Source organism: Clostridium sp. UBA1652 (genome assembly GCF_002320975.1).
Taxonomy (GTDB): Bacteria; Bacillota; Clostridia; order Clostridiales; family Clostridiaceae; genus Clostridium_T; species Clostridium_T intestinale.
Window position 1 is genome coordinate 41,136 of record NZ_DCLI01000036.1, and the last position, 18,950, is coordinate 60,085.

Here is an 18,950-nt window from a genome sequence, read left to right on the forward strand (position 1 = left end):
ATGTATATTATAATGACTTTTAGCACCTCTGTCCAAATCTGATCTTTATACTATATTGAAGCAATTGCGATATAAATTGTAGTTTATACAAAAATTCAAAGTATTTTAATATAATTTACTGAAAATTCATCTTATTAAGAATTTTCGTAAAAAAGCTCTGTTCCTACTAAATAAGAAACAGAGCTTTTTTATTATATTAAATCTTTCTCTTTAATAATTTTAGTAACATCTATAAAATTATTAAAATCTCTTTCATCAAAAATCAAATAACAATCCTCTTCTTTTACTACATCATTATTAACAAAACCAATTATATCTATACTAAACTTTTCTACATGATAACTATCATAATCTAACTCAATTATTTTGTTTCGTTTAGCTTCCTTTATATTTTTTTCTAAATCTTTATTAACTTCTCTTATAAGAAAATCAGGCAGCCACCTCTTTTTATTAAAACACAAATAATCATATTTTACTATTTCCTTCAAAATTCTTTCTTCTTTATCTTGCATTTTTTCATTATAAAAATCTAAAAACACCTTGTAATATTCTACACTTCCTATATTTCTATTAAAATATCCTTTTTCTTCAAAGAAGTTTCCGAGCTCTTTAAAAAAATCAAAAGGAGTTTCAAATTTAGGTATTAGATATTTTAATATATTTGAAAACTTTCCTGAATTATTGTACTTATCAACCATCTCATCTATTTTTTTAAGTTCTAATAACTCAAAATAATTTATGTATGATGTCTTTAAAACTTCATATGGAGGATAAGGTGAATATTCAATACCCCATTCCTCTGCTTCAATTCTCATATCTGACCCTCTTAAAAGTTTTAAAAACCCTAGCTGTACCATTTCAACTCCAAGGTTATATACATCATTAAAGGATTTTTTAAAGGATTCATAATCTTCTCCTGATAGTCCTGCTATTAGGTCTAAATGTTGATGAATATTATCTCCTTTTTTTATTTCAACTACCTTCTCCTTAATATCTTCAAAGGTTATTGTCCTATTTATATTTTTTAATATTTGTGGATTAGTGGTTTGAACTCCAACCTCTAGTTGAAATCTTCCTTTTGGTGCTGTGTTTAAAAGCTTTATCTCATCATCTTTTAATATATCTGCTGATACCTCAAAATGAAATCTTGTCTTAGTATCTGAATTAATTAAAAAACTCCAAATCTCCATAACAAATTTATGATTGCAGTTAAATGTTCTATCTACAAATTTAACTAACCTAACCTTTTTATCCATAAAAAATTGCAATTCTTTTTTAACTCTTTCAGTATCTAAAAATCTTACGCCATGAATAGTAGAACTTAAGCAATATTTGCAAGAAAATGGACACCCTCTACTAGCTTCGTAATACACCATCTTATCTTCAAGATTATCTTCATCAGAATAGGGAAATATTATGTCATTCATATTCATAAGCTTTCTTTCCCCATTAAAATAAACTTCTCCATCTTTTTTGAAATATAAGCCTTTTATTTTACTTAAAGGTAACTCTCCTAATTTATATAAAACAAAATCTCTATAAGTTTCTTCCCCTTCTCCTGATATTATGTAGTCCACTTTATTGTTTTGAAAGAAACCTTCGCTATCATAAGATACTTCTGGCCCACCATATAGTATTTCTATATTTTCATCAACTCTTTTTATAAGTTCAGTTAATCTCTCTACATACTCTAAATTCCATATATATGCTGAAAAAGCTACAACATCTGGTTTTTCCTTAATTATCTCTTTTAATATATTTTCAGCTCTATCATTTATAGTAACTTCTTTTATTACTGCCTCATAATTTAAGTCCTGTGTAAAAGATCTCAGGTATCTCACTGCTAGATTGCTGTGAATGAATTGAGAGTTTATTGCTAGCAATAGTATCTTCATTTGTATTACTTCCTTTCCGTTTCTTAGCCTTTATATAGTAAACATCTTCCCATACTTTAGTTTCTTGTATTTCAAAGTATTTTTCAAGTGTTTTTTTCCCGTCTTCTTCTCCCCATTCCTTTAAGAAGTTAATATCCCTTAAAATAAACTCCTTAATCTTATCTCCTGGAAGTATAACTCTTAATTTATTTTTATATATTTGATTTTTATATTTTATCATATCCCATAAAAATATTTCACCCTCTTCTTTAATAAGGGGATATATTTCATTTAACATATTCTCTCGTTCTTTTTGTGTATTTATTTTACTTAAGGAAAAAAATAATACGCAAGTATCATATTCAAAAGTTCCCATAGCTTTAGAATCATCCACATAATCTACAGCTACTTCATCATCTAAAAACTTTTTAATATTATATATTATTCCGTAATTTTCTCCTCCAACATCTAAAATATTTCCTTCAAAGTTAACATCATTCATATTTAAAACAATTATTTTATTCATAAAACCCCACCTATTTTACATTATATACCATTTAGTATTCTATAAATAAAAAAAAATCCCTCCTTAATTGGAAGAATTTTTCTCTAAAAAGTTTTTATTATAATAATCTAAAAGAAAACCTGCTGTACTTTGTTGCGCTCTAGATAATATTTTCAATGCTATACTATAATATCTTTCTTCTTTTTCCAAAATATTATTATATTCTTCATGAACCCCATAGGCATAAAGAGCATTTTCTTTTATATATTCCCTTACAGTTTTATACTCTATTATCCCTTTTTCTTCTGTAAAATCATAATCATTAAAGAGTCTAGATATTATCCATAATTCGAATTCCCTATGTTTTTTTAATAACTTATTATTAACATGATGTGGTACAGTAGAGTCTTGAACCAAATGACAAGCTGCCCCTAAAAAGAATAATGCCTTATCCATTTCATCTTTTTTTAAGTGATCTAAAGATAATTTATAATATTTCTCACACTCTGCTAAAGCATTAGAAAATCCATATAATCCTTTTTCTTTTTTGTAGTGAAAAAAGTGATTACTACTCTTAAAATCTCCATCTGCCCATGTAACGCCTGCATTTAACGCTTTTATATTTTTTTTGTAAAACTTCCAAGCTTCTACTTCCCCATGATTGTGCAATATTTGTATGCTCTGAACATTTATAAACTTATGGATTATGCATGTAGTTTTTACTGCTATTTTCTTTATTGGATTTACTGCAAAAAATACACCTCTAATCATTTTCCCATATGCATTCTCTATTCTCTTTACCATCTTATTTCACCTCTTTAGTTAAATTAACCTTTATTATTATCGTTATTATAAAAATCAGTAATATGCTTATTATTGAAATCAGTAATCTTTGAGAAAATGTGTTTATTAATTTATTTTCTTTATAAACTTCATATATTATTCCTTCATTTTTCTCAAGCATAAAAATTCTATCCTTGAATTTTTCTATATCAATAATCTCTCCATTCCCCTTAATATTAACCAAACTACTTGAAATTCTATCCTTAGTTAAACTAAATAGCCTTTTTTCGTTTTTATCAAAGAAAAGTATTGCATTTTCACTTGAAAAATCGCCCTGTTTATCTATAGTTAAAGCCTGTAGGCTATCTATTCTCTCACTTTGGTAAAAAGGTGCTTCTGGATTTACTGTAGGATGTTTATCCAATATAAATGTAGTTTTTTCACTTTCAGCTTCATTAAATCTAGCAGAATTAACTGGATCTCCACCACTATAGTCTGGCCATCCGTACCAATATCCTTTTTTTATATTATAAATATAGTCTACGTCACTTTTTATAGGTCTTAAGCCTCTGTTTTCCATTCCTCCTACTATTCCAAATAACTCACCTGAAGAATAAAAATCCCAGCCTTTTATATTTCTTATTCCCCATGCAAACAGCTCACTTTTACTATTATTTATATTGTAAGTAATTATAGATGCGTTACCAGGATAAGCGGCTTTCACAACCTGACCCTCTGAAGTTTTAGTGCCATATTCAACGAAAGCTCCTGTTTTGTCTCCATCAAAATTCTTTCCTTTTAAGGTTATTTTTATTGGAGATAAATCATAGGTTTTCCCATCTTCAGCTACCCCAGAATTAGTTGCTGCACCTATAGAAATATATATTTTATCTTCATTTATTGCTAGTTTACTATTTGGGTACTCTCCTGAATTAGGTAAGTTTGATAATAGCTCTTTATCCTCTTCTGTTTTAATATTATATTGAAATAGAGAATTCCCTGATATATAAAATATATTACCTTTATTATACATAATAGATTGTATATTTCTATTACGATTTAGTAAAATTTTATTTTCTTTGCCATCAGATCTTATAGTTCTGACTTCATTTTCGAAGGCTACTAATACATTACCCTCCTCATCTATGGATATATCTTTAGCTCCATTTAAGCCTTTAGCTTTAATATCATATTCATATCCTTTCATTACATCTAACTTAACTTTATCTTTAGATAAATTATATGCTATAAACGCTCCTATTGTAATAACACATGATAATGCCACAAAACCTAAAAATTTCTTCACACTCACTCCCCCTAATACAACCTCTATTTATTTATATTTAGGTAAAGTAATAATAATTACAAAAGCTTTCATCATGGTTATATTTAACAATAATTCAGAATAGTAATTATTAATGTTCAAAGGAGGGATACTTTTTGAAAAGCAACTCATTTTACAAAAATTCATTCATACTAACCTCCTCCAATATTGCAACTGGAGTTTTAGGTTTTATTTTTTCAATATATTTATCAAAGGTTTTAGGACCAGAAGGTGTTGGTTTATATGGTCTTGTTATGCCTATATATAATCTTTTTATAGGTTTAATGACTGCCGGTATTATAGCTGCTATTTCAAAAATATCTGCACTTTATAGTAGCAAAAATGATTATGGCAATCTAATTAAAACTTTAAGAACAGTGGCTTTTTTTAATTTAATATGGGCTGCGATAATTAGTATTGTGGTGTTTTTCTTTGCTCCGTATATAGGTGCCTATGGGGTAAATGATTCAAGAACTATAAATGCTATAAGAGTTACTTGTCCTGCGATGTTTTTCATTGCAGTTTCAAACATACTTAAAGGATATTTCTTTGGAGTTTCAAAAATTTCTATACCATCTTTTATTGATATTTTAGAAAAAGCTTTAAGAATATTTATCTTGGCTTCATTAATATATTTCCTAAAGGCTAAAAGTCTTTCTGCACTAGTTACTGTTGCATATTTTTCTTTATGTATTGGAGAATTACAAAGCCTTATACTTCTTTTTATTTATTATAAACACACCATACGTAATATACCTAAAGTATATACAAAAACAGAAAGAAGACCTCAACTATTGTTTGATGTTTTAATAATATCTCTTCCATTAGCTTTAAATAGTTTTCTGACTTCAATATTTAGTACAACATCTACATTGATAGTACCCCGGAGACTTATGGCTTCTGGACTTACTTATTCTGAAGCATTAGCTATGATAGGTAAATTTAATGGAATGGCCTTTGTTATTGTTACTTTTCCCATAATAGTTATTTCATCTATTAATTCACTTTTAATTCCTGATTTATCACAAACCATGGGAAGTAAAGACTATTTCAATGCTTCTAATCGAATAAAGCAAGTAATTAAAATTGCTTTTCTTTTAGGATTATGTACTTTTATACTCTGCCAGCTTATTCCTGATTCTCTTGGGTATATGTTTTTTACTAGAAATGATCTCGGTTCTTATATTAAAGCAGCATCATTTGCAACCCCAATTTTATTCCCAGCCATAAGCATGTTTGGAATATTAAATGGTTTAGGGAAACAAGGTATAATAGTTAGAAATTCTTTAATAATTGAAATAGTTGAAATAAGCTCTTTATTTATTTTAACCTCTATACCTTCTATAAATATTTATGGAATAGCTATTACAGCTGTTATAACTTCTGCTATAGGATTAACAATAAACTTAAGAGAAGTAAATAAAGTTATTAGCTTAGAATTTTCTTATATAAACATACTAATTTATATATTTATAGGAATTCTAGCATATCTGAGTATTGGATTATTACTTAATCTTTTCAGCGCAGATACAATATTTATTAAAAATCTAATTGTTATGGCTCTAATAGGTGCTTTATTTATATTTTTACTATTTGCAAGCAGGCGACTTGGAGAAGATTAAACAATAGCCAGCACCCCTTTTGTGTGGCTTTCCTATAGTAACAAAAAAGACTATAGTGCTAACTTTTTAAAGCTAATACTATAGTCTTTTCTATTTTAAATGTTTTCTCATGAAAGAAGGTATTTTACCATATATTCTTGGTGACATATCTTCTATTTCTTTTCTTCTTATGCCTTTTGTAAATATCATCATATATGCATAGGTAACTACCCCAACCATTATATAAGTGAAGGTTAAAATAATCATAAATATTCTTCTCTCCATAAACCAGCTTGGCAATATTGCAGTAAGTAATAATCTTGTTATCATAATACTTATTGACATTCCTATCGCTGAAACTGTTGGTTTAATTGCAGTTCTTATAAGGGGTATTTTGACTTTAATAGTCTTTTGTAACTTCATTTGATTTAGAATAACCGGGAATAAGTAACATGCAAATCCTCCAACTATTGCTCCATAAATATTTATACTTGGAATTCCAACTAACACATAGTTAACTATTATTTTAGCTACTATTCCTGTCCCAAAACTTAATATTAAGAAACTAAATTTATTAACTCCTTGAAGCATAGTAGATTGTATCTGATTTAAAGCCATTAAAACAACTACTCCTGAACCATACAGCATAAGCATACTACCTGTTAAATTATTATAAAAAGATTTATATATCTCATTATAAAGAACTGCTAAGCCAAAAGCCGCAGGGATTGTTATACCATAGGTCATTCTAAATGCAAAACTTACTTTTCTCTTAAGCTCCTTCTTATCTTTTAAAACTACAGACCTAGATATAGCAGGAAGTAATGCTGCCCCTAAAGAGATAATAAAGATAAGTGGAACATTTACTAAAGTCTTATATCTGCTCAATAGCCCATATAGAACATTTTGATATTCATCTGTATATCCAAGAACTCCCAATCTAGAACTTACATTAAACATGTCTATCATTGAGCCAAAATTGGCTAACCCAGCACTTAAAGTTATAGGCAAACCATATCTAAGTATTCTTTTCATTATTTTTTTGTCAGATATACGTCTTCCAGTATAAGGCTGTTTTGATGCTTCATCTATAAATCTTTTTCTTTTGAATATTATTACTAGATATATGCAAGCTATTAATGCACCTACTGATGTACCTACTGTTGCTCCTGCACTTCCGAGCTCTGGAGAGCTCTTTATTAGTATAGATGCAAAAATTAAACTTACAATTACATTTATAATTTGCTCTAATACTTGAGATATAGCAAGGGAATCCATACTGTTTCTTCCATTAAAATATCCTCTATAACTCACAAGAACAGATGTTATAACTATTGTAGGTGATAAAACCATAAGTCCATAAGTTACCCCAGGGCTTTTGCTTAATTCAGCTATAGGTCTTGCAAAAACAAATAATATAATAGTAAATATACTTCCTATTATTAAAAGCATTTTTCTAGATAGCTTAAAAGCCCTTATTGCATCTCGTTCTCTTCCTAACGCTCTAAGTTCCGCCACTATCTTACATACGGCAACCTGCATCCCAGTGTTAGATACAGCATATATAAAAACAAAAACCTCGTAAGTTTTACTATATACACCATATGCAGCATCATCTATAATTCCAATTAAAAAAGGAACATATAATATAGATAAAATCTTAACTAAAAGCCCTGCTATAGATAATATGGCAAAGCCTTTAGTTGTTGATTGTTCTTTCATAAGAAAACCCCTATCTTATACTAAAATTTAAACACATCCGTCTTTATCTTCTTAAACATTGGCGGAAGTCCCTCTGCTATAGTTTTATTTTTAAGATAGCTAAATTTCTCTGGTACATTTTTAAATATAACTTTATATGCGTATAAATATTGATAATCTAGTGCGAATTTATTATTAAAAAATGAATTTAGCTTTTTCTCCCCATACTTTGCGTCTCCTATTATAGGATTGCCAAGTTCTGCTAAGTGAGCTCTTAATTGATGACTTCTTCCTGTTATAAGCTCTATCTCAATTAATGAAAAAGCTCCATTACTTTGTATAGTTTTAACTTCCATAGCAATTTTTTTAGAGTTTGGAACTCTATCATTATATACTTTAGATACATTATTTTCTTGATTCTTTAATATGTACCCTTCATAAACTCTATCTTTTATACGACCTTTTACTAAGGCAGTATAATATTTTTTAACTTCCCTGTCTCTTATAAGTTCATTTAAACTCTTTAAAGCCTCGAAGTTTTTACCAAAAAACACCATCCCAGATGTATTTCTATCTAATCTATTACAAGAAGCTGGCGTAAAAGTAACCTCTTTCTCTGGAAGATAATCCCCTTTATCATTAAGATAGCTTAATACATAATCTGTTAAAGTTGGAGGACCATCTTTTTTATCAGAATGTACTAATACTCCTGGCCATTTCTCAACAAGTAAAAGATTTTCATCTTCATATGTAATCTTTAATCCTGAAGCATCAACTTTTTGAAAGTTAGGTTCTTTTTTCTTCGTTTCACTAGTTACGTACCTTACTTCAACTAAGTCTCCCACTTCTAAAGAATACTTCTCTTTTTGCTTTTTCCCATTAACTTTAACGTCACCTTTTCTCAGTGCTTTAAATATAACGCTTAATGGCACATCTTTTAGTAATTTCCTTAAAAATTTATCTAATCTCTGCCCTGCTTCATTTGTTCCTATTTCTATTTTCACACAATCAACTCCAAATGTATATTTCTCCATCTAAATAGATTAATATTAAATTACTTTCTTGTCAAATAATCAAATGCGCTTTGACATTGAATAGCTACTCCTATTGGTAGAGATTCTTCATCTATATCGAATAGAGCATTATGTATAGGACTAACTATATTTCTTTCTTTATTACCTATTCCTAAAAAGTAAAAGGCAGCATTTCTCTCCATAGCAAAATATGCAAAACTCTCAACTCCCATAAATGGAGCAAGCTGCTCTTTAACATTTTCTTTACCTATAATTTTAACTGCGGCTTCTGAAACTAAGTCTACCATATCATCATTATTATAAAGGCAAGGATAACTTTCTTGTATTTCTATTTCATAATCTCCTCTAAAAGCTGTTGTTATACTTTTAGTTATCTCTTCTAATCTTTTTTTCGAATATTCTCTATCTTCTGTTGTCATGGTTCTTATTATTCCCTTTAATGTAACTTCGTCAGGGATTACATTTTCTGCGTATCCACCATTTATACTACCTACAGTTATAACTGCTGGATTAACAGGTGAAATTTCTCTACTTACTAAAGGTTGAAGCGCAAGAACAAGATGTGATGCCATTACTATAGGATCTACAGCGTTATGAGGTTCTGCTCCATGCCCACCTTTCCCTTTAACCTTTATCTTAAATGGATTAGATGCAGCGTTAACAACACCTTTTTTTATTTTAATTTCACCAGCACTTAATGCCTCATTTACATGAAGTCCAATTATTCCATCTACTTTGGGATTTTCTAGTACACCTTCACCTATCATAAATCTCGAACCCCCAACAGTCTCTTCTGCTGGTTCAAATAAAAGTTTAACATTCCCTTTTAATTCTGATTTATACTTATTTAAAAGCTTAGCTGCACCTAATAATATGGTTGTATGAGCATCATGTCCACATGCATGCATTTTCCCCTCAACCTTTGATTTATAATCACAACTTTTTTTGTCTTGAATGGGTAACCCATCTATATCTGCTCTTAATGCTATAGTCTTACCTTCTTGTCCTCCTTTTATAACTGCACATATACCAGTTTTAGCAACTTCTGTATATGGAATTCCTTCACTTTTAAGGAACTCTTTAATTACTCCAGAGGTTCTCCATTCCTCAAATCCTAGTTCTGGATTTTCGTGAAAATCTCTTCTCCATGCCACAAGCTCTTTTTTTATTGCCTTTGCTTCTTCTAGAAAATCTATCATAACTTGCCCCCTTCTACTAACTCCAAAATACTTCTATATTATCCCCATCTTTTAATATATCAGTATAAGCAGCTGCTTTTCCATTTAATTTTAAGTTTATAGTTCCTTTTGCATGAGAAAGATCAAACTTAATATAGTTAAAAACATCCACAAACACATAGCTTTTTCTTCCAGATAAAACTACTTCTTTTCCGTTAATATTAACTTTTAATACTTCTCCGCTTGTATTAACACTTTCTTCAACATTTCTAACTTTTGTAGTTAAATTATCTCCCTCTTTTATTATGTACTCATTTCCCAATTCTATATTCTCTTTATATAATTTAATTTCTTTATCAAATAAATATTTTTTAATATCATCTATGGTCTTAGGAATAATTACTTGAACTTCATCTTCCTCTTTCACATATTCAGTTGGAGAAACAGTTTCTCCATTTTTAATAAATATAGGCTCCAAATTATGATTTTCATCGTCTATTTTAAAGCTTAAGGTGTTGATTTCTTCAATTAAATTAATACATTTGACAGATGCATTTTTGCCTTCTTTTGCATATATAAGCTCTATATTATCTCCATTTTTAACTTTACTGTCTAATGTCTCTTCTTTTCCATTTATGTATACTTTAGCTTTATCACCTAATCCTCCAAAAGCTACTCTTTTAATACCATTTAAAGTATATCTTAAGCTTTTCCCATTTCTGGCCATAAGAACCTTAGGACTAATTCCAGCTTGAATCAATACATCCATGACCTTGTGACTGTGAGAGTTAAATAAACTTATGACTTTATCGTTAAGTACCACATCTATATAATCTCGTCCTGCACTTTTAACTCCTACTAATGCTATTCCTAATACTGTTACACCTACACTCCCCATATTGTTATCTAATACAACACATTGAGTGACTGCTTCCCTTCCTCTTATAGCAACTCTTTGCTCTTGAAGATTTAGTTTTTTAGCTAATAATTCTTTCATCATTGGAGTGTGAGCCCCTCCACCTACTAAAAATACTGCTGCTGGAGACTTACCACCATTTAAGGAAATAATTCTACTTGAAACTTCTTCTGATATTTTTTCTACAACTGGTTTTATTATATTTAAAACTTCGTCTTTAGATACCGTATTTTCGAGCCCTATGATATCCAAATATTCAACTTTATCTTTAGTAGAAATCTCTCTTTTAATTTTTTCTGCCATATTAAAATCTACTAAAAGAGCTTGTACAATAGCTTCTGTGACTTCATCCCCAGCTAAAGGAACCATGCCATAAGCAGCTATAGTTTCATTCGATGATATTGCTATATCTGACGTTCCAGCTCCTATATCTACTAATGCTAAGTTTAATAGTCTTAAGTTTGGAGGTATTACAGCCTCCATAGCTGCTATAGGCTCTAAAGTCATATTTATTATTTTTAATCCAACTCTATTCATAACTCCATAAAGGGATTCAATTACTGACTTCGGTAAAAATGTTGCTATTACTTCTGCTTTTATTTGTTCACCCTTATGTCCTAATAGATTGGATATGCTATATCCATTTAAATAATAGTTTTTAATACTATATCCAACAGCATATAACTTTCCTTGTTTTTCTCTTTGAATCTCTTCTTGAGCCTTACTTACTCCAAGAAGTTCCAAACCTCTTATTACATCCTTAGTAATTTCTTCACTAGAATCTAATTCTTGATCTACACTCACTTCTAAGGTTCTAAGAAATCTTCCAGCCGCTGCTATAAAGACTTCCTTTAACTCTTTTTCTAAAGATTTTTCTAACTTATTCTTAACGTGCATAACTTTAGAAGCTACTAAAGTTATATCATGTATTTGTCCATCTATCATGGCTCTTTCATCATGTTCTATGTACTCTTCTGCTATAACATAAAATTTATTTTCCTTAATTACACCAACTGTTCCTATAACACTTCTTGTTCCTATATCTAATGCGAAAATTAAATCATCACCTTTAAAATCATTAATATCCATATCTGCATCTACTCCTTATAATAAAAGCTCATATTCATATGAATATGAGCATAATAAAATTATATTATATACGTTAATGCTTTTCAACAAAAGAAGACATTAAGGTTAACTTTCCTTGATTTTCTTCTATATATGGTAACTGTCTTATTAACATGTATATCAGATTAAAATTATCGTTTTGGTTATTAAGTTTTGAAGACATATCTATCTCTTTATACAGAAGCATTTTACACCAAAAGTCAATAAAGTCTTGAGAATCCAAAAACATAGTTTCTCCTTCATTATTTACAATGAAGCCTTCTTCATAACTTTTAATGTTTTCTAAATCATTAAATTTTCCTGCAATTACTAATGAGTTAACATCTTCCCACATTTTTTTAAATGAGACCATACAATCACTCCTTTTTTATATACCCCCAAGCAATCCATATTCTAACCTATAATACCATTTTTCACCAAGACTATCAATGAGAACTTTCTTTCGACTCCATTTTCGAAAACTATATCTATAGTATCTCCACTTATGTCCTTAACTATTCCACTGCCATAAGCTTTGTGCCTTATTTTATCCCCATTTTTATAACCATAATCCCTGATTTCTTCTTTATAGTCTAACTCTTTTAAAAATACTGAACTATTAACAAATTTCCCTCTAATTGTTTTAGGAGAATAAATATATAAATTATTTATAGCTCTTGTTATTCCCACATAAAAAAGTCTTCTTTCTTCCTCAATATTTTTGGAATTTCCATGAGGTATTATTTCTTCACAGCAATTTAAAATATGCACACTTTCAAACTCTAGCCCTTTAACACCATGAATAGTACTTAGTAGTACCCCATCTTCTTTTGTTGTCCTCTTTATGGAACTAAGCTCTTCTTTTACTAGTTCTACATGAGCTAAAAATAGACTTATTGTTTTAAATTCTGTAAGTATAGTTCTTAACTCTTGTATTATAATTTCTATATCATCTGAGGAGATTTTAAACTTTTCTGAATACTCTCTTATATATTCCCTATACTCTAAATCATTTAGCACATAATCTAAGGCAGTCATTATAGAGACCTTGTTTAGGTATGCTATATCACTTTTTAATCTATCTATTTTATTTAATTGAAAGCTTTTTAAATCTCCTTTATTGATAAGTTTACTAAATACATTATCCTTAATTATATCATTTCCAACTATATCTATATTTTGCTTGCTTATATATCTAAAAGGTTTATTTATTATTTTTTTAAAGCTACTAAAATCATAGGGATCTACTGCTAATTTCATATACGCAATTATATCTTTACATATAAAATGCTCAAAAAAATTATACTCCTTATCTAAAAATCTAAATGGAATTTTTCTTTTAATTAACTCATCACTTATACTTCTCGCTTCAACATTTGTTCTATAAATCACAACATTTGTTGATAAAGGAATTCCCTGTGTATATTTTTCTTCTATACGATTAACAATATCTTCTCCTTGAAATTTTTCACTATATGGATTAATTAATCTAATTTCTCCATCACTTTTTCTATAATTTATTATTTCTTTAAAATTTCTATTTTTATTGTTTTCAATAAGTTTTTTAGAAATATCAACGATATTCTTTGAACTTCTATAATTGTAAGAAAGATATACCTTACTTCCATTAAACTCTTCATGAAAATTAACCATACATTCTGGCCTAGATCCCCTAAAAGAATATATACACTGATCTTCATCACCTACACAAAATACACTATTATTTCTATTTAAAAGTTTCAATATTTTAAGCTGCAAACTATCACAATCCTGAAACTCATCGACTAAAATACATCTAAACATCTTAGTATATTTATCTAATATACTCTGGTCCTCAGACAAAATCTTAAACATATTTATCTGTAAGTCGTCAAAGTCTAATAAGTCTTTCTCCTTTTTATATAACTCATATTGTTCAAAACAGCTAGCTATAATAGAATCATCTATAGCTACCTCTCCTAAAGAAGTTTTATGCAGGGATATCGCATTTAAAACTTCCTTCACCTTGTCCTCTGATACATCATCTATGTATATCTTTAAGTTTTTTTCTATAATTCTATAAGTATCTGTTGATGAAATAATATCTATCTTCCCTAAGTGTCTTATTAATAGTTTATAAAACAATCCATGAAATGTTCCAAAGAAGGGAGCTTTCTTATCTATACTCTCTTTAAGATATCTTTCTTTCATATTTACGGCAGCGGATTTTGTGAAAGTAATCACAATAATATTCCCTGCACTTATCCCTTTTTCTTCAATTAAGTACCTTACTCTATTTACTATTACAGTGGTTTTCCCTGACCCCGGAGCCGCAACCACAAGTAAATTTCGTTCATCTGAAGTTGCAGCCTTTATTTGAAACTCATCTAATTTATACATAAAAATACCTCAAGTTACCTTATCATCTATATTATTGACATGTTATTTATTAAATAACTATATTGTAATAATTATCTTATAGGGTTACAATAATTTTATATTATTTTTTAGTAGAGGACGGTACTAATATGACTAAAGTTTTTGATGTTAAAAATGATAGAAATCTTACTATGCTTACTGATTTTTATGAATTAACTATGGGTAATGGTTACTTTAGTAATGATATCTATGATAAAGTAGCATATTTTGATATGTTTTTTAGAAGAGTTCCAGATGGCGGTGGATACTGCATTATGGCTGGAGTTGAACAATTAATTGAATATCTTAGTAACTTAAGATTCAATGATGATGATATAGAATATCTAAAAAGTAAAAATATATTTTCTCAAGATTTTTTAAATTATCTTAGAAACTTTGAATTTACTTGTGATGTATGGGCTGTTCCTGAGGGAAACCCTGTATTTCCTAATGAACCTTTAGTTACTGTAAAGGGACCAATAATCCAAGCACAATTTATTGAAACTATGATATTACTAACTATAAATCATCAAACATTAATAGCTACTAAAGCTAATAGAATATGTAGAGAAGCTGGTGGAAGGCCTGTAATCGAATTAGGTTCTAGACGTGCTCAAGGATACGATGGTGCAATATATGGTGCAAGAGCAGCAATGATAGGTGGCTGTACATCTACAGCATGCACAATAGCAGAGCAAATGTTTGATATTCCAGCTTCCGGTACTATGGCTCATAGCTGGGTACAGCTATTTTCTACAGAATATGAAGCTTTTGCAGCTTGGGCAAAAACTTACCCAGATAATTGTGTTTTCTTAGTTGATACTTATAATGTAATTAAATCTGGTATACCTAATGCTATAAAAGTATTTGATGAAATTCTTACACCTCAAGGTTATAGACCAAGAGCTATAAGAATTGACTCAGGTGATATAACTTATCTTTCTAAAAAGTGTAGAAAAATGCTTGATGATGCAGGATATCCTGACTGTAAAATAATCGTTTCTAATTCTCTTGATGAATATATAATTAGTGATGTTCTAAAACAAGGAGCAACTATAGATATATTTGGAGTTGGTGAAAGATTAATAACAGCTAAAAGTGAACCTGTATTTGGTGGCGTATATAAATTAGTTGCTATTGAAGAAAACGGAGAAATTATTCCTAAGATAAAGATTAGTGAAAATGAAGAGAAAATTACGAATCCAGGTTTCAAAAAACTTTATAGAGTTTTCGATAAAAACAGTCATATGGCTATCGCTGACCTAATTGCTTTAGGAAATGAAAACCTTGATGAAAATGAACCTTTAGAGTTATTTAATCCTATCCACACTTGGAAAAGAAAAAAAGTAACTAATTATTATCTTAAAGACATGAGAGTTCAGATTTTTAACAAGGGTAAAAGCTGCTACTCTTCTCCATCAGTTATGGATATAAGAGACTTAGTAATAAGTGAAAGTGTTAAATTATGGCCGGAAGTTCTAAGATTTGAGAATCCACACACCTACTATGTAGACTTGTCTGAAGACTTATGGATACTAAAACAAGGATTACTTCATAAATATTCAAATATGTATAAATAAAGAGGATGATTTATCATCCTCTTTATTTATACACAGATATTTTAGGTAAATCTAATGAATTAAATTCTTCTTCATAGTTAAACCTATCAAAAGCACTCATAGATATATTTTTAACTTCTACTAGTTCCTTAAACGGACAAATCTCATCTGCTTTTAGTCCATCATGAATAGGACATTCAGAATAACAGTTAATTTTCTCCCCATTTATTGACCAAAATGGACACTGACTCATATTCATACCCCCATACCCGTAAAGGTTTCCACTTTAAATAATGTATTTTAATTATTAAATTATTTACTGATTATATTACCAGTAAATAATTTAATTTTTATATTTATCTATTTTTTAAAATTTGTATTTTTAACCACAGATATATTTATTATCTCATTTTGAAAGGCCTTAAGAAGGGCTTTCTCTAAAACTTTTTCTTGATCAAAATTCTCTATATCTCTGCAAACAGCAAATACCTTATTTATCTCTCCATCAACATTTCTATATGTAAGAGTTACATTAGGATTGTTGTATTCTACATCAATGATCTTAAGTCCCCAAGAAATTTGTGCAAAGTCTTCATCTGTTTTAAGATAAGTTAATTCTTTTAATTTCTTTTTTTCTACGTTTTCATCATTGACTATTATTAATTCTTCTCCAACTTTGTATTTTGCCATAACTTACACCTCCTATTTTCTTTATAGAATAGTTTACCATTGTTAAATATTTCTTTCAACACCTAAATAAAGCATAACTCTAATTTATAACATATTTATTATAAATTTAACATTTTCAGTAATTTCACTTTATACTTGTACAAAACTTCTCATTTAAAAATATTGTATTATTTTTAAATTTTATGTTGTTTTTTATACGTATATACTTTATTATTTAATATTGAGTATAAAAAATTTCCAGTAGAATTAGTTGTCCTAGATCTTACTAATACATGTGATTATCTATAATAGCTAATTAATCTGATGAAGCTTTTAAAAACAAAAAGAACAGTAAAACTGTTCTTAAAGTTAAATGAAATAAAATGAACATGGATTTATGAGGATTGTTAATTGTTTAACAACCATGTTTTTATTTTATCAAACTTTTCGTAGTAATACAAGCATTTTTTTATATTATTTGAAATTTATTTCTCTTTATGAATAAATTATTAATAAATAAGAATTGACAGTAAATAATTATTATCATATAATATAATTAATTAAATTCAAGGATGGTGACCATGGATAATATAACTTCTATTTTCAGAGAAAAAAAGCTTAAATTAACACCTCAAAGAATTGCTGTTTATAAGTACCTAAAAAGTACACATGAACATCCTTCAGCAGAAGTAATCTACAAAGCCCTTCAAACTGAATATCCTACTATGAGTCTGGCAACCGTATACAAAGCATTAAAAACTTTAGTAGAGGTTGGTCTTGTTCAAGAGATAAATGTTGGTGAAGGCAATTTTAGGTATGATGGTACTTTAGGACAGCATCCTCATGTTCAATGTGTTGAATGTGGTAGAGTCGATGATTTAGATACCTTAGACTTTAGTTCACTAAACACTGAAGCTGAACAAAACTCAAAGTACAAAATACTTTCAAACAAAATTTATTTCTATGGTGTTTGTGAAGAATGCCAAGAAAAATAAAGCTACTTTTTAGGTAGCTTTATTTTTTTACTTAATAATATCATTCCATTCATTACCGTCATATTTACCATTCATTACTTCTTTTAACTTTTCTTTTAGGCTTGATAAATATTTCTTAGGAATATTATAAAAGTAGAAAACATTATTTTCATTTGCGTTAACAATGTTTTTTGCCATAGCTCCCCTTACACCTTCTAAACTCATATCTAAGTTTTTATTAGCAACTATTATTCCTTCTTTTGATAAGTCAGAATACATATCTTCTTTAACTAAATATCCCAATAACTTTCTAGAAGAATCCTTATTTTTTCCTTCAGCATAAAGAGATATCATTGCACCTAATCCTACAGGTGAAAACATTGTGTTTTCAGTCAAATTAATATTTGATATACTTTTTATTGAATTAACTTTTTTTATGTTTTTAGATAAAAATGATGTACCTATTAATATAGGTATTTCTTCATTTTCAAGTTCTTCTATATTATGTTCTGAACCTACATAAAAGTTAGTTAGGTTAAATTGTCCACTAGAAACTATTGAATTCATTATAGAAAACATCTGCTGCATAGATTCTAACTTTTTATAATCTTCTTCACTATCTCCATAAATATCTTTTAATTGAGATGACACTAATAAAAAATTAGCTATATAGGATGATAATGCTAACTCTAGACTAACCTCCTCAGGTAGAATATAGGGGATTTTTATATTTTTATCCCTTAAAGTTTTTAATAAATTTAACATATCTGCTGAATTTTCAGGGATTTTTATATTAAGTTTTTCGAGAGCCTTAGGGTTATATAAAAAATCTATTGTATATGGAAAAGCACCTATCCCATAATATTTATCCTTTAATCTTCCACTTGATGTATTTATATTATAAAAATTTTCATTATACTTTTCCTCTTTTATTATCTCATCTATTGCTTGTAGTTCATTTTCCTTAAATATTTCTATAAAACTACTTCTAGTAGTTATCAATATATCTGGAGACAAATCTTTATTACTAATTGCATCCTTAATATTATCTTTTGTTATTATCTGTAGATTAATCTCACTATTACTTTCTTTAAATTTATCTAATATTTTATTTAAATTATCCATAATAGGTATACTATTATTCTCTACTAAAACAATAACTTCTTTATCTCTACTCTTGTCAATTTTCTTGCAAGCTACTGGCATAAACCCTAAAATTAATACAAGCAAAAAACAAATATATTTCTTCATATATCACGCCTCCTTTAATAAATATTTTGCTCAATATTAATTCCTTCATACTATTTATATTTAGAATAAAATTCTCT

Annotated in this window: 16 protein-coding genes; 3 read left to right on the forward strand and 13 right to left on the reverse strand. The window is 28.6% G+C overall.

Going from position 1 to position 18,950, the window contains the following annotated elements; all coding sequences use genetic code 11:
• Nucleotides 1–191: 191 nt before the first annotated feature.
• The 4 genes from B3N22_RS05465 to B3N22_RS05480 form a co-directional block, all read right to left on the reverse strand.
• The gene (locus B3N22_RS05465; protein WP_286905328.1) at nt 192–1,895 is read right to left on the reverse strand and encodes a B12-binding domain-containing radical SAM protein; all 1,704 of its coding nucleotides are present in this window, start codon (nt 1,893–1,895) and stop codon (nt 192–194) included.
• Nucleotides 1,801–2,400: a hypothetical protein gene (locus B3N22_RS05470; RefSeq protein ID WP_286905329.1), complete on the reverse strand. Its 600-nt coding sequence runs from the start codon at nt 2,398–2,400 to the stop codon at nt 1,801–1,803. The genes B3N22_RS05465 and B3N22_RS05470 overlap by 95 nt, the downstream gene beginning before the upstream one ends.
• A gap of 63 nt (nt 2,401–2,463) precedes the next feature.
• Nucleotides 2,464–3,183 (reverse strand): zinc dependent phospholipase C family protein, encoded by a 720-nt coding sequence (locus B3N22_RS05475; protein WP_286905330.1) that lies wholly within the window; start codon nt 3,181–3,183, stop codon nt 2,464–2,466.
• A 1-nt stretch (nt 3,184) separates the two neighbouring features.
• Nucleotides 3,185–4,468, reverse strand: a complete 1,284-nt coding sequence (locus B3N22_RS05480; RefSeq protein ID WP_286905331.1) for a PQQ-dependent sugar dehydrogenase family protein — start codon at nt 4,466–4,468, stop codon at nt 3,185–3,187.
• 134 nt (nt 4,469–4,602) lie between these two features.
• On the opposite strand from B3N22_RS05480, the gene spoVB reads away from it, so the two are divergent.
• Nucleotides 4,603–6,108 carry a stage V sporulation protein B gene (gene spoVB / locus B3N22_RS05485; RefSeq protein WP_286905332.1) on the forward strand — a complete coding sequence of 502 codons (1,506 nt, stop codon included), beginning with the start codon at nt 4,603–4,605 and terminating at the stop codon, nt 6,106–6,108.
• 90 nt (nt 6,109–6,198) lie between these two features.
• Here spoVB and B3N22_RS05490 read toward each other — a convergent pair whose 3' ends face one another.
• The 6 genes from B3N22_RS05490 to B3N22_RS05515 form a co-directional block, all read right to left on the reverse strand.
• Nucleotides 6,199–7,809: a putative polysaccharide biosynthesis protein gene (locus tag B3N22_RS05490; protein ID WP_286905333.1), complete on the reverse strand. Its 1,611-nt coding sequence runs from the start codon at nt 7,807–7,809 to the stop codon at nt 6,199–6,201.
• Nucleotides 7,810–7,829: 20 nt separating this feature from the next.
• Complete coding sequence (locus B3N22_RS05495) at nt 7,830–8,792, reverse strand: RluA family pseudouridine synthase (protein ID WP_286905334.1); 963 nt, start codon at nt 8,790–8,792, stop codon at nt 7,830–7,832.
• A gap of 50 nt (nt 8,793–8,842) precedes the next feature.
• On the reverse strand, nt 8,843–10,021 hold the full coding sequence (locus B3N22_RS05500) for a M20 metallopeptidase family protein (protein ID WP_286905335.1): 1,179 nt from the start codon (nt 10,019–10,021) through the stop codon (nt 8,843–8,845).
• 16 nt (nt 10,022–10,037) lie between these two features.
• The gene (locus B3N22_RS05505; protein ID WP_286905336.1) at nt 10,038–12,005 is read right to left on the reverse strand and encodes a cell division FtsA domain-containing protein; all 1,968 of its coding nucleotides are present in this window, start codon (nt 12,003–12,005) and stop codon (nt 10,038–10,040) included.
• A 73-nt stretch (nt 12,006–12,078) separates the two neighbouring features.
• Entirely contained in the window at nt 12,079–12,396 is a 318-nt protein-coding gene (locus tag B3N22_RS05510) for a hypothetical protein (RefSeq protein WP_073017798.1), read from the reverse strand.
• Between the two features lie 41 nt (nt 12,397–12,437).
• Nucleotides 12,438–14,402, reverse strand: coding sequence for an ATP-dependent helicase (locus tag B3N22_RS05515; protein ID WP_286905337.1), 1,965 nt, complete (start codon nt 14,400–14,402; stop codon nt 12,438–12,440).
• 128 nt (nt 14,403–14,530) lie between these two features.
• Here B3N22_RS05515 and B3N22_RS05520 point away from each other — a divergent pair, with 128 nt between their 5' ends.
• Complete coding sequence (locus tag B3N22_RS05520) at nt 14,531–16,000, forward strand: nicotinate phosphoribosyltransferase (RefSeq protein WP_073017802.1); 1,470 nt, start codon at nt 14,531–14,533, stop codon at nt 15,998–16,000.
• 22 nt (nt 16,001–16,022) lie between these two features.
• On the opposite strand, the gene B3N22_RS05525 is transcribed toward B3N22_RS05520, so the two are convergent.
• The gene (locus B3N22_RS05525) at nt 16,023–16,232 is read right to left on the reverse strand and encodes a hypothetical protein (protein WP_073017804.1); all 210 of its coding nucleotides are present in this window, start codon (nt 16,230–16,232) and stop codon (nt 16,023–16,025) included.
• 107 nt (nt 16,233–16,339) lie between these two features.
• Entirely contained in the window at nt 16,340–16,669 is a 330-nt protein-coding gene (locus B3N22_RS05530) for a hypothetical protein (protein WP_021802869.1), read from the reverse strand.
• 560 nt (nt 16,670–17,229) lie between these two features.
• On the opposite strand from B3N22_RS05530, the gene perR reads away from it, so the two are divergent.
• Nucleotides 17,230–17,643: a transcriptional regulator PerR gene (perR, locus tag B3N22_RS05535; RefSeq protein WP_021802870.1), complete on the forward strand. Its 414-nt coding sequence runs from the start codon at nt 17,230–17,232 to the stop codon at nt 17,641–17,643.
• Nucleotides 17,644–17,670: 27 nt separating this feature from the next.
• Here perR and B3N22_RS05540 read toward each other — a convergent pair whose 3' ends face one another.
• Complete coding sequence (locus tag B3N22_RS05540; protein ID WP_286905338.1) at nt 17,671–18,873, reverse strand: ABC transporter substrate-binding protein; 1,203 nt, start codon at nt 18,871–18,873, stop codon at nt 17,671–17,673.
• Between the last annotated feature and the right edge of the window lie 77 nt (nt 18,874–18,950).

Bases quoted from the DNA above. Each gene is read 5' to 3' on its own strand.
- B3N22_RS05465 (WP_286905328.1), bottom strand. From the start codon at position 1,895: ATGAAGATACTATTGCTAGCAATAAACTCTCAATTCATTCACAGCAAT.
- B3N22_RS05470 (WP_286905329.1), bottom strand. From the start codon at position 2,400: ATGAATAAAATAATTGTTTTAAATATGAATGATGTTAACTTTGAAGGA.
- B3N22_RS05475 (WP_286905330.1), bottom strand. From the start codon at position 3,183: ATGGTAAAGAGAATAGAGAATGCATATGGGAAAATGATTAGAGGTGTA.
- B3N22_RS05490 (WP_286905333.1), bottom strand. From the start codon at position 7,809: ATGAAAGAACAATCAACAACTAAAGGCTTTGCCATATTATCTATAGCA.
- B3N22_RS05500 (WP_286905335.1), bottom strand. From the start codon at position 10,021: ATGATAGATTTTCTAGAAGAAGCAAAGGCAATAAAAAAAGAGCTTGTG.
- B3N22_RS05505 (WP_286905336.1), bottom strand. From the start codon at position 12,005: ATGGATATTAATGATTTTAAAGGTGATGATTTAATTTTCGCATTAGAT.
- B3N22_RS05510 (WP_073017798.1), bottom strand. From the start codon at position 12,396: ATGGTCTCATTTAAAAAAATGTGGGAAGATGTTAACTCATTAGTAATT.
- B3N22_RS05515 (WP_286905337.1), bottom strand. From the start codon at position 14,402: ATGTATAAATTAGATGAGTTTCAAATAAAGGCTGCAACTTCAGATGAA.
- B3N22_RS05520 (WP_073017802.1), top strand. From the start codon at position 14,531: ATGACTAAAGTTTTTGATGTTAAAAATGATAGAAATCTTACTATGCTT.
- B3N22_RS05525 (WP_073017804.1), bottom strand. From the start codon at position 16,232: ATGAGTCAGTGTCCATTTTGGTCAATAAATGGGGAGAAAATTAACTGT.
- B3N22_RS05530 (WP_021802869.1), bottom strand. From the start codon at position 16,669: ATGGCAAAATACAAAGTTGGAGAAGAATTAATAATAGTCAATGATGAA.
- perR (WP_021802870.1), top strand. From the start codon at position 17,230: ATGGATAATATAACTTCTATTTTCAGAGAAAAAAAGCTTAAATTAACA.
- B3N22_RS05540 (WP_286905338.1), bottom strand. From the start codon at position 18,873: ATGAAGAAATATATTTGTTTTTTGCTTGTATTAATTTTAGGGTTTATG.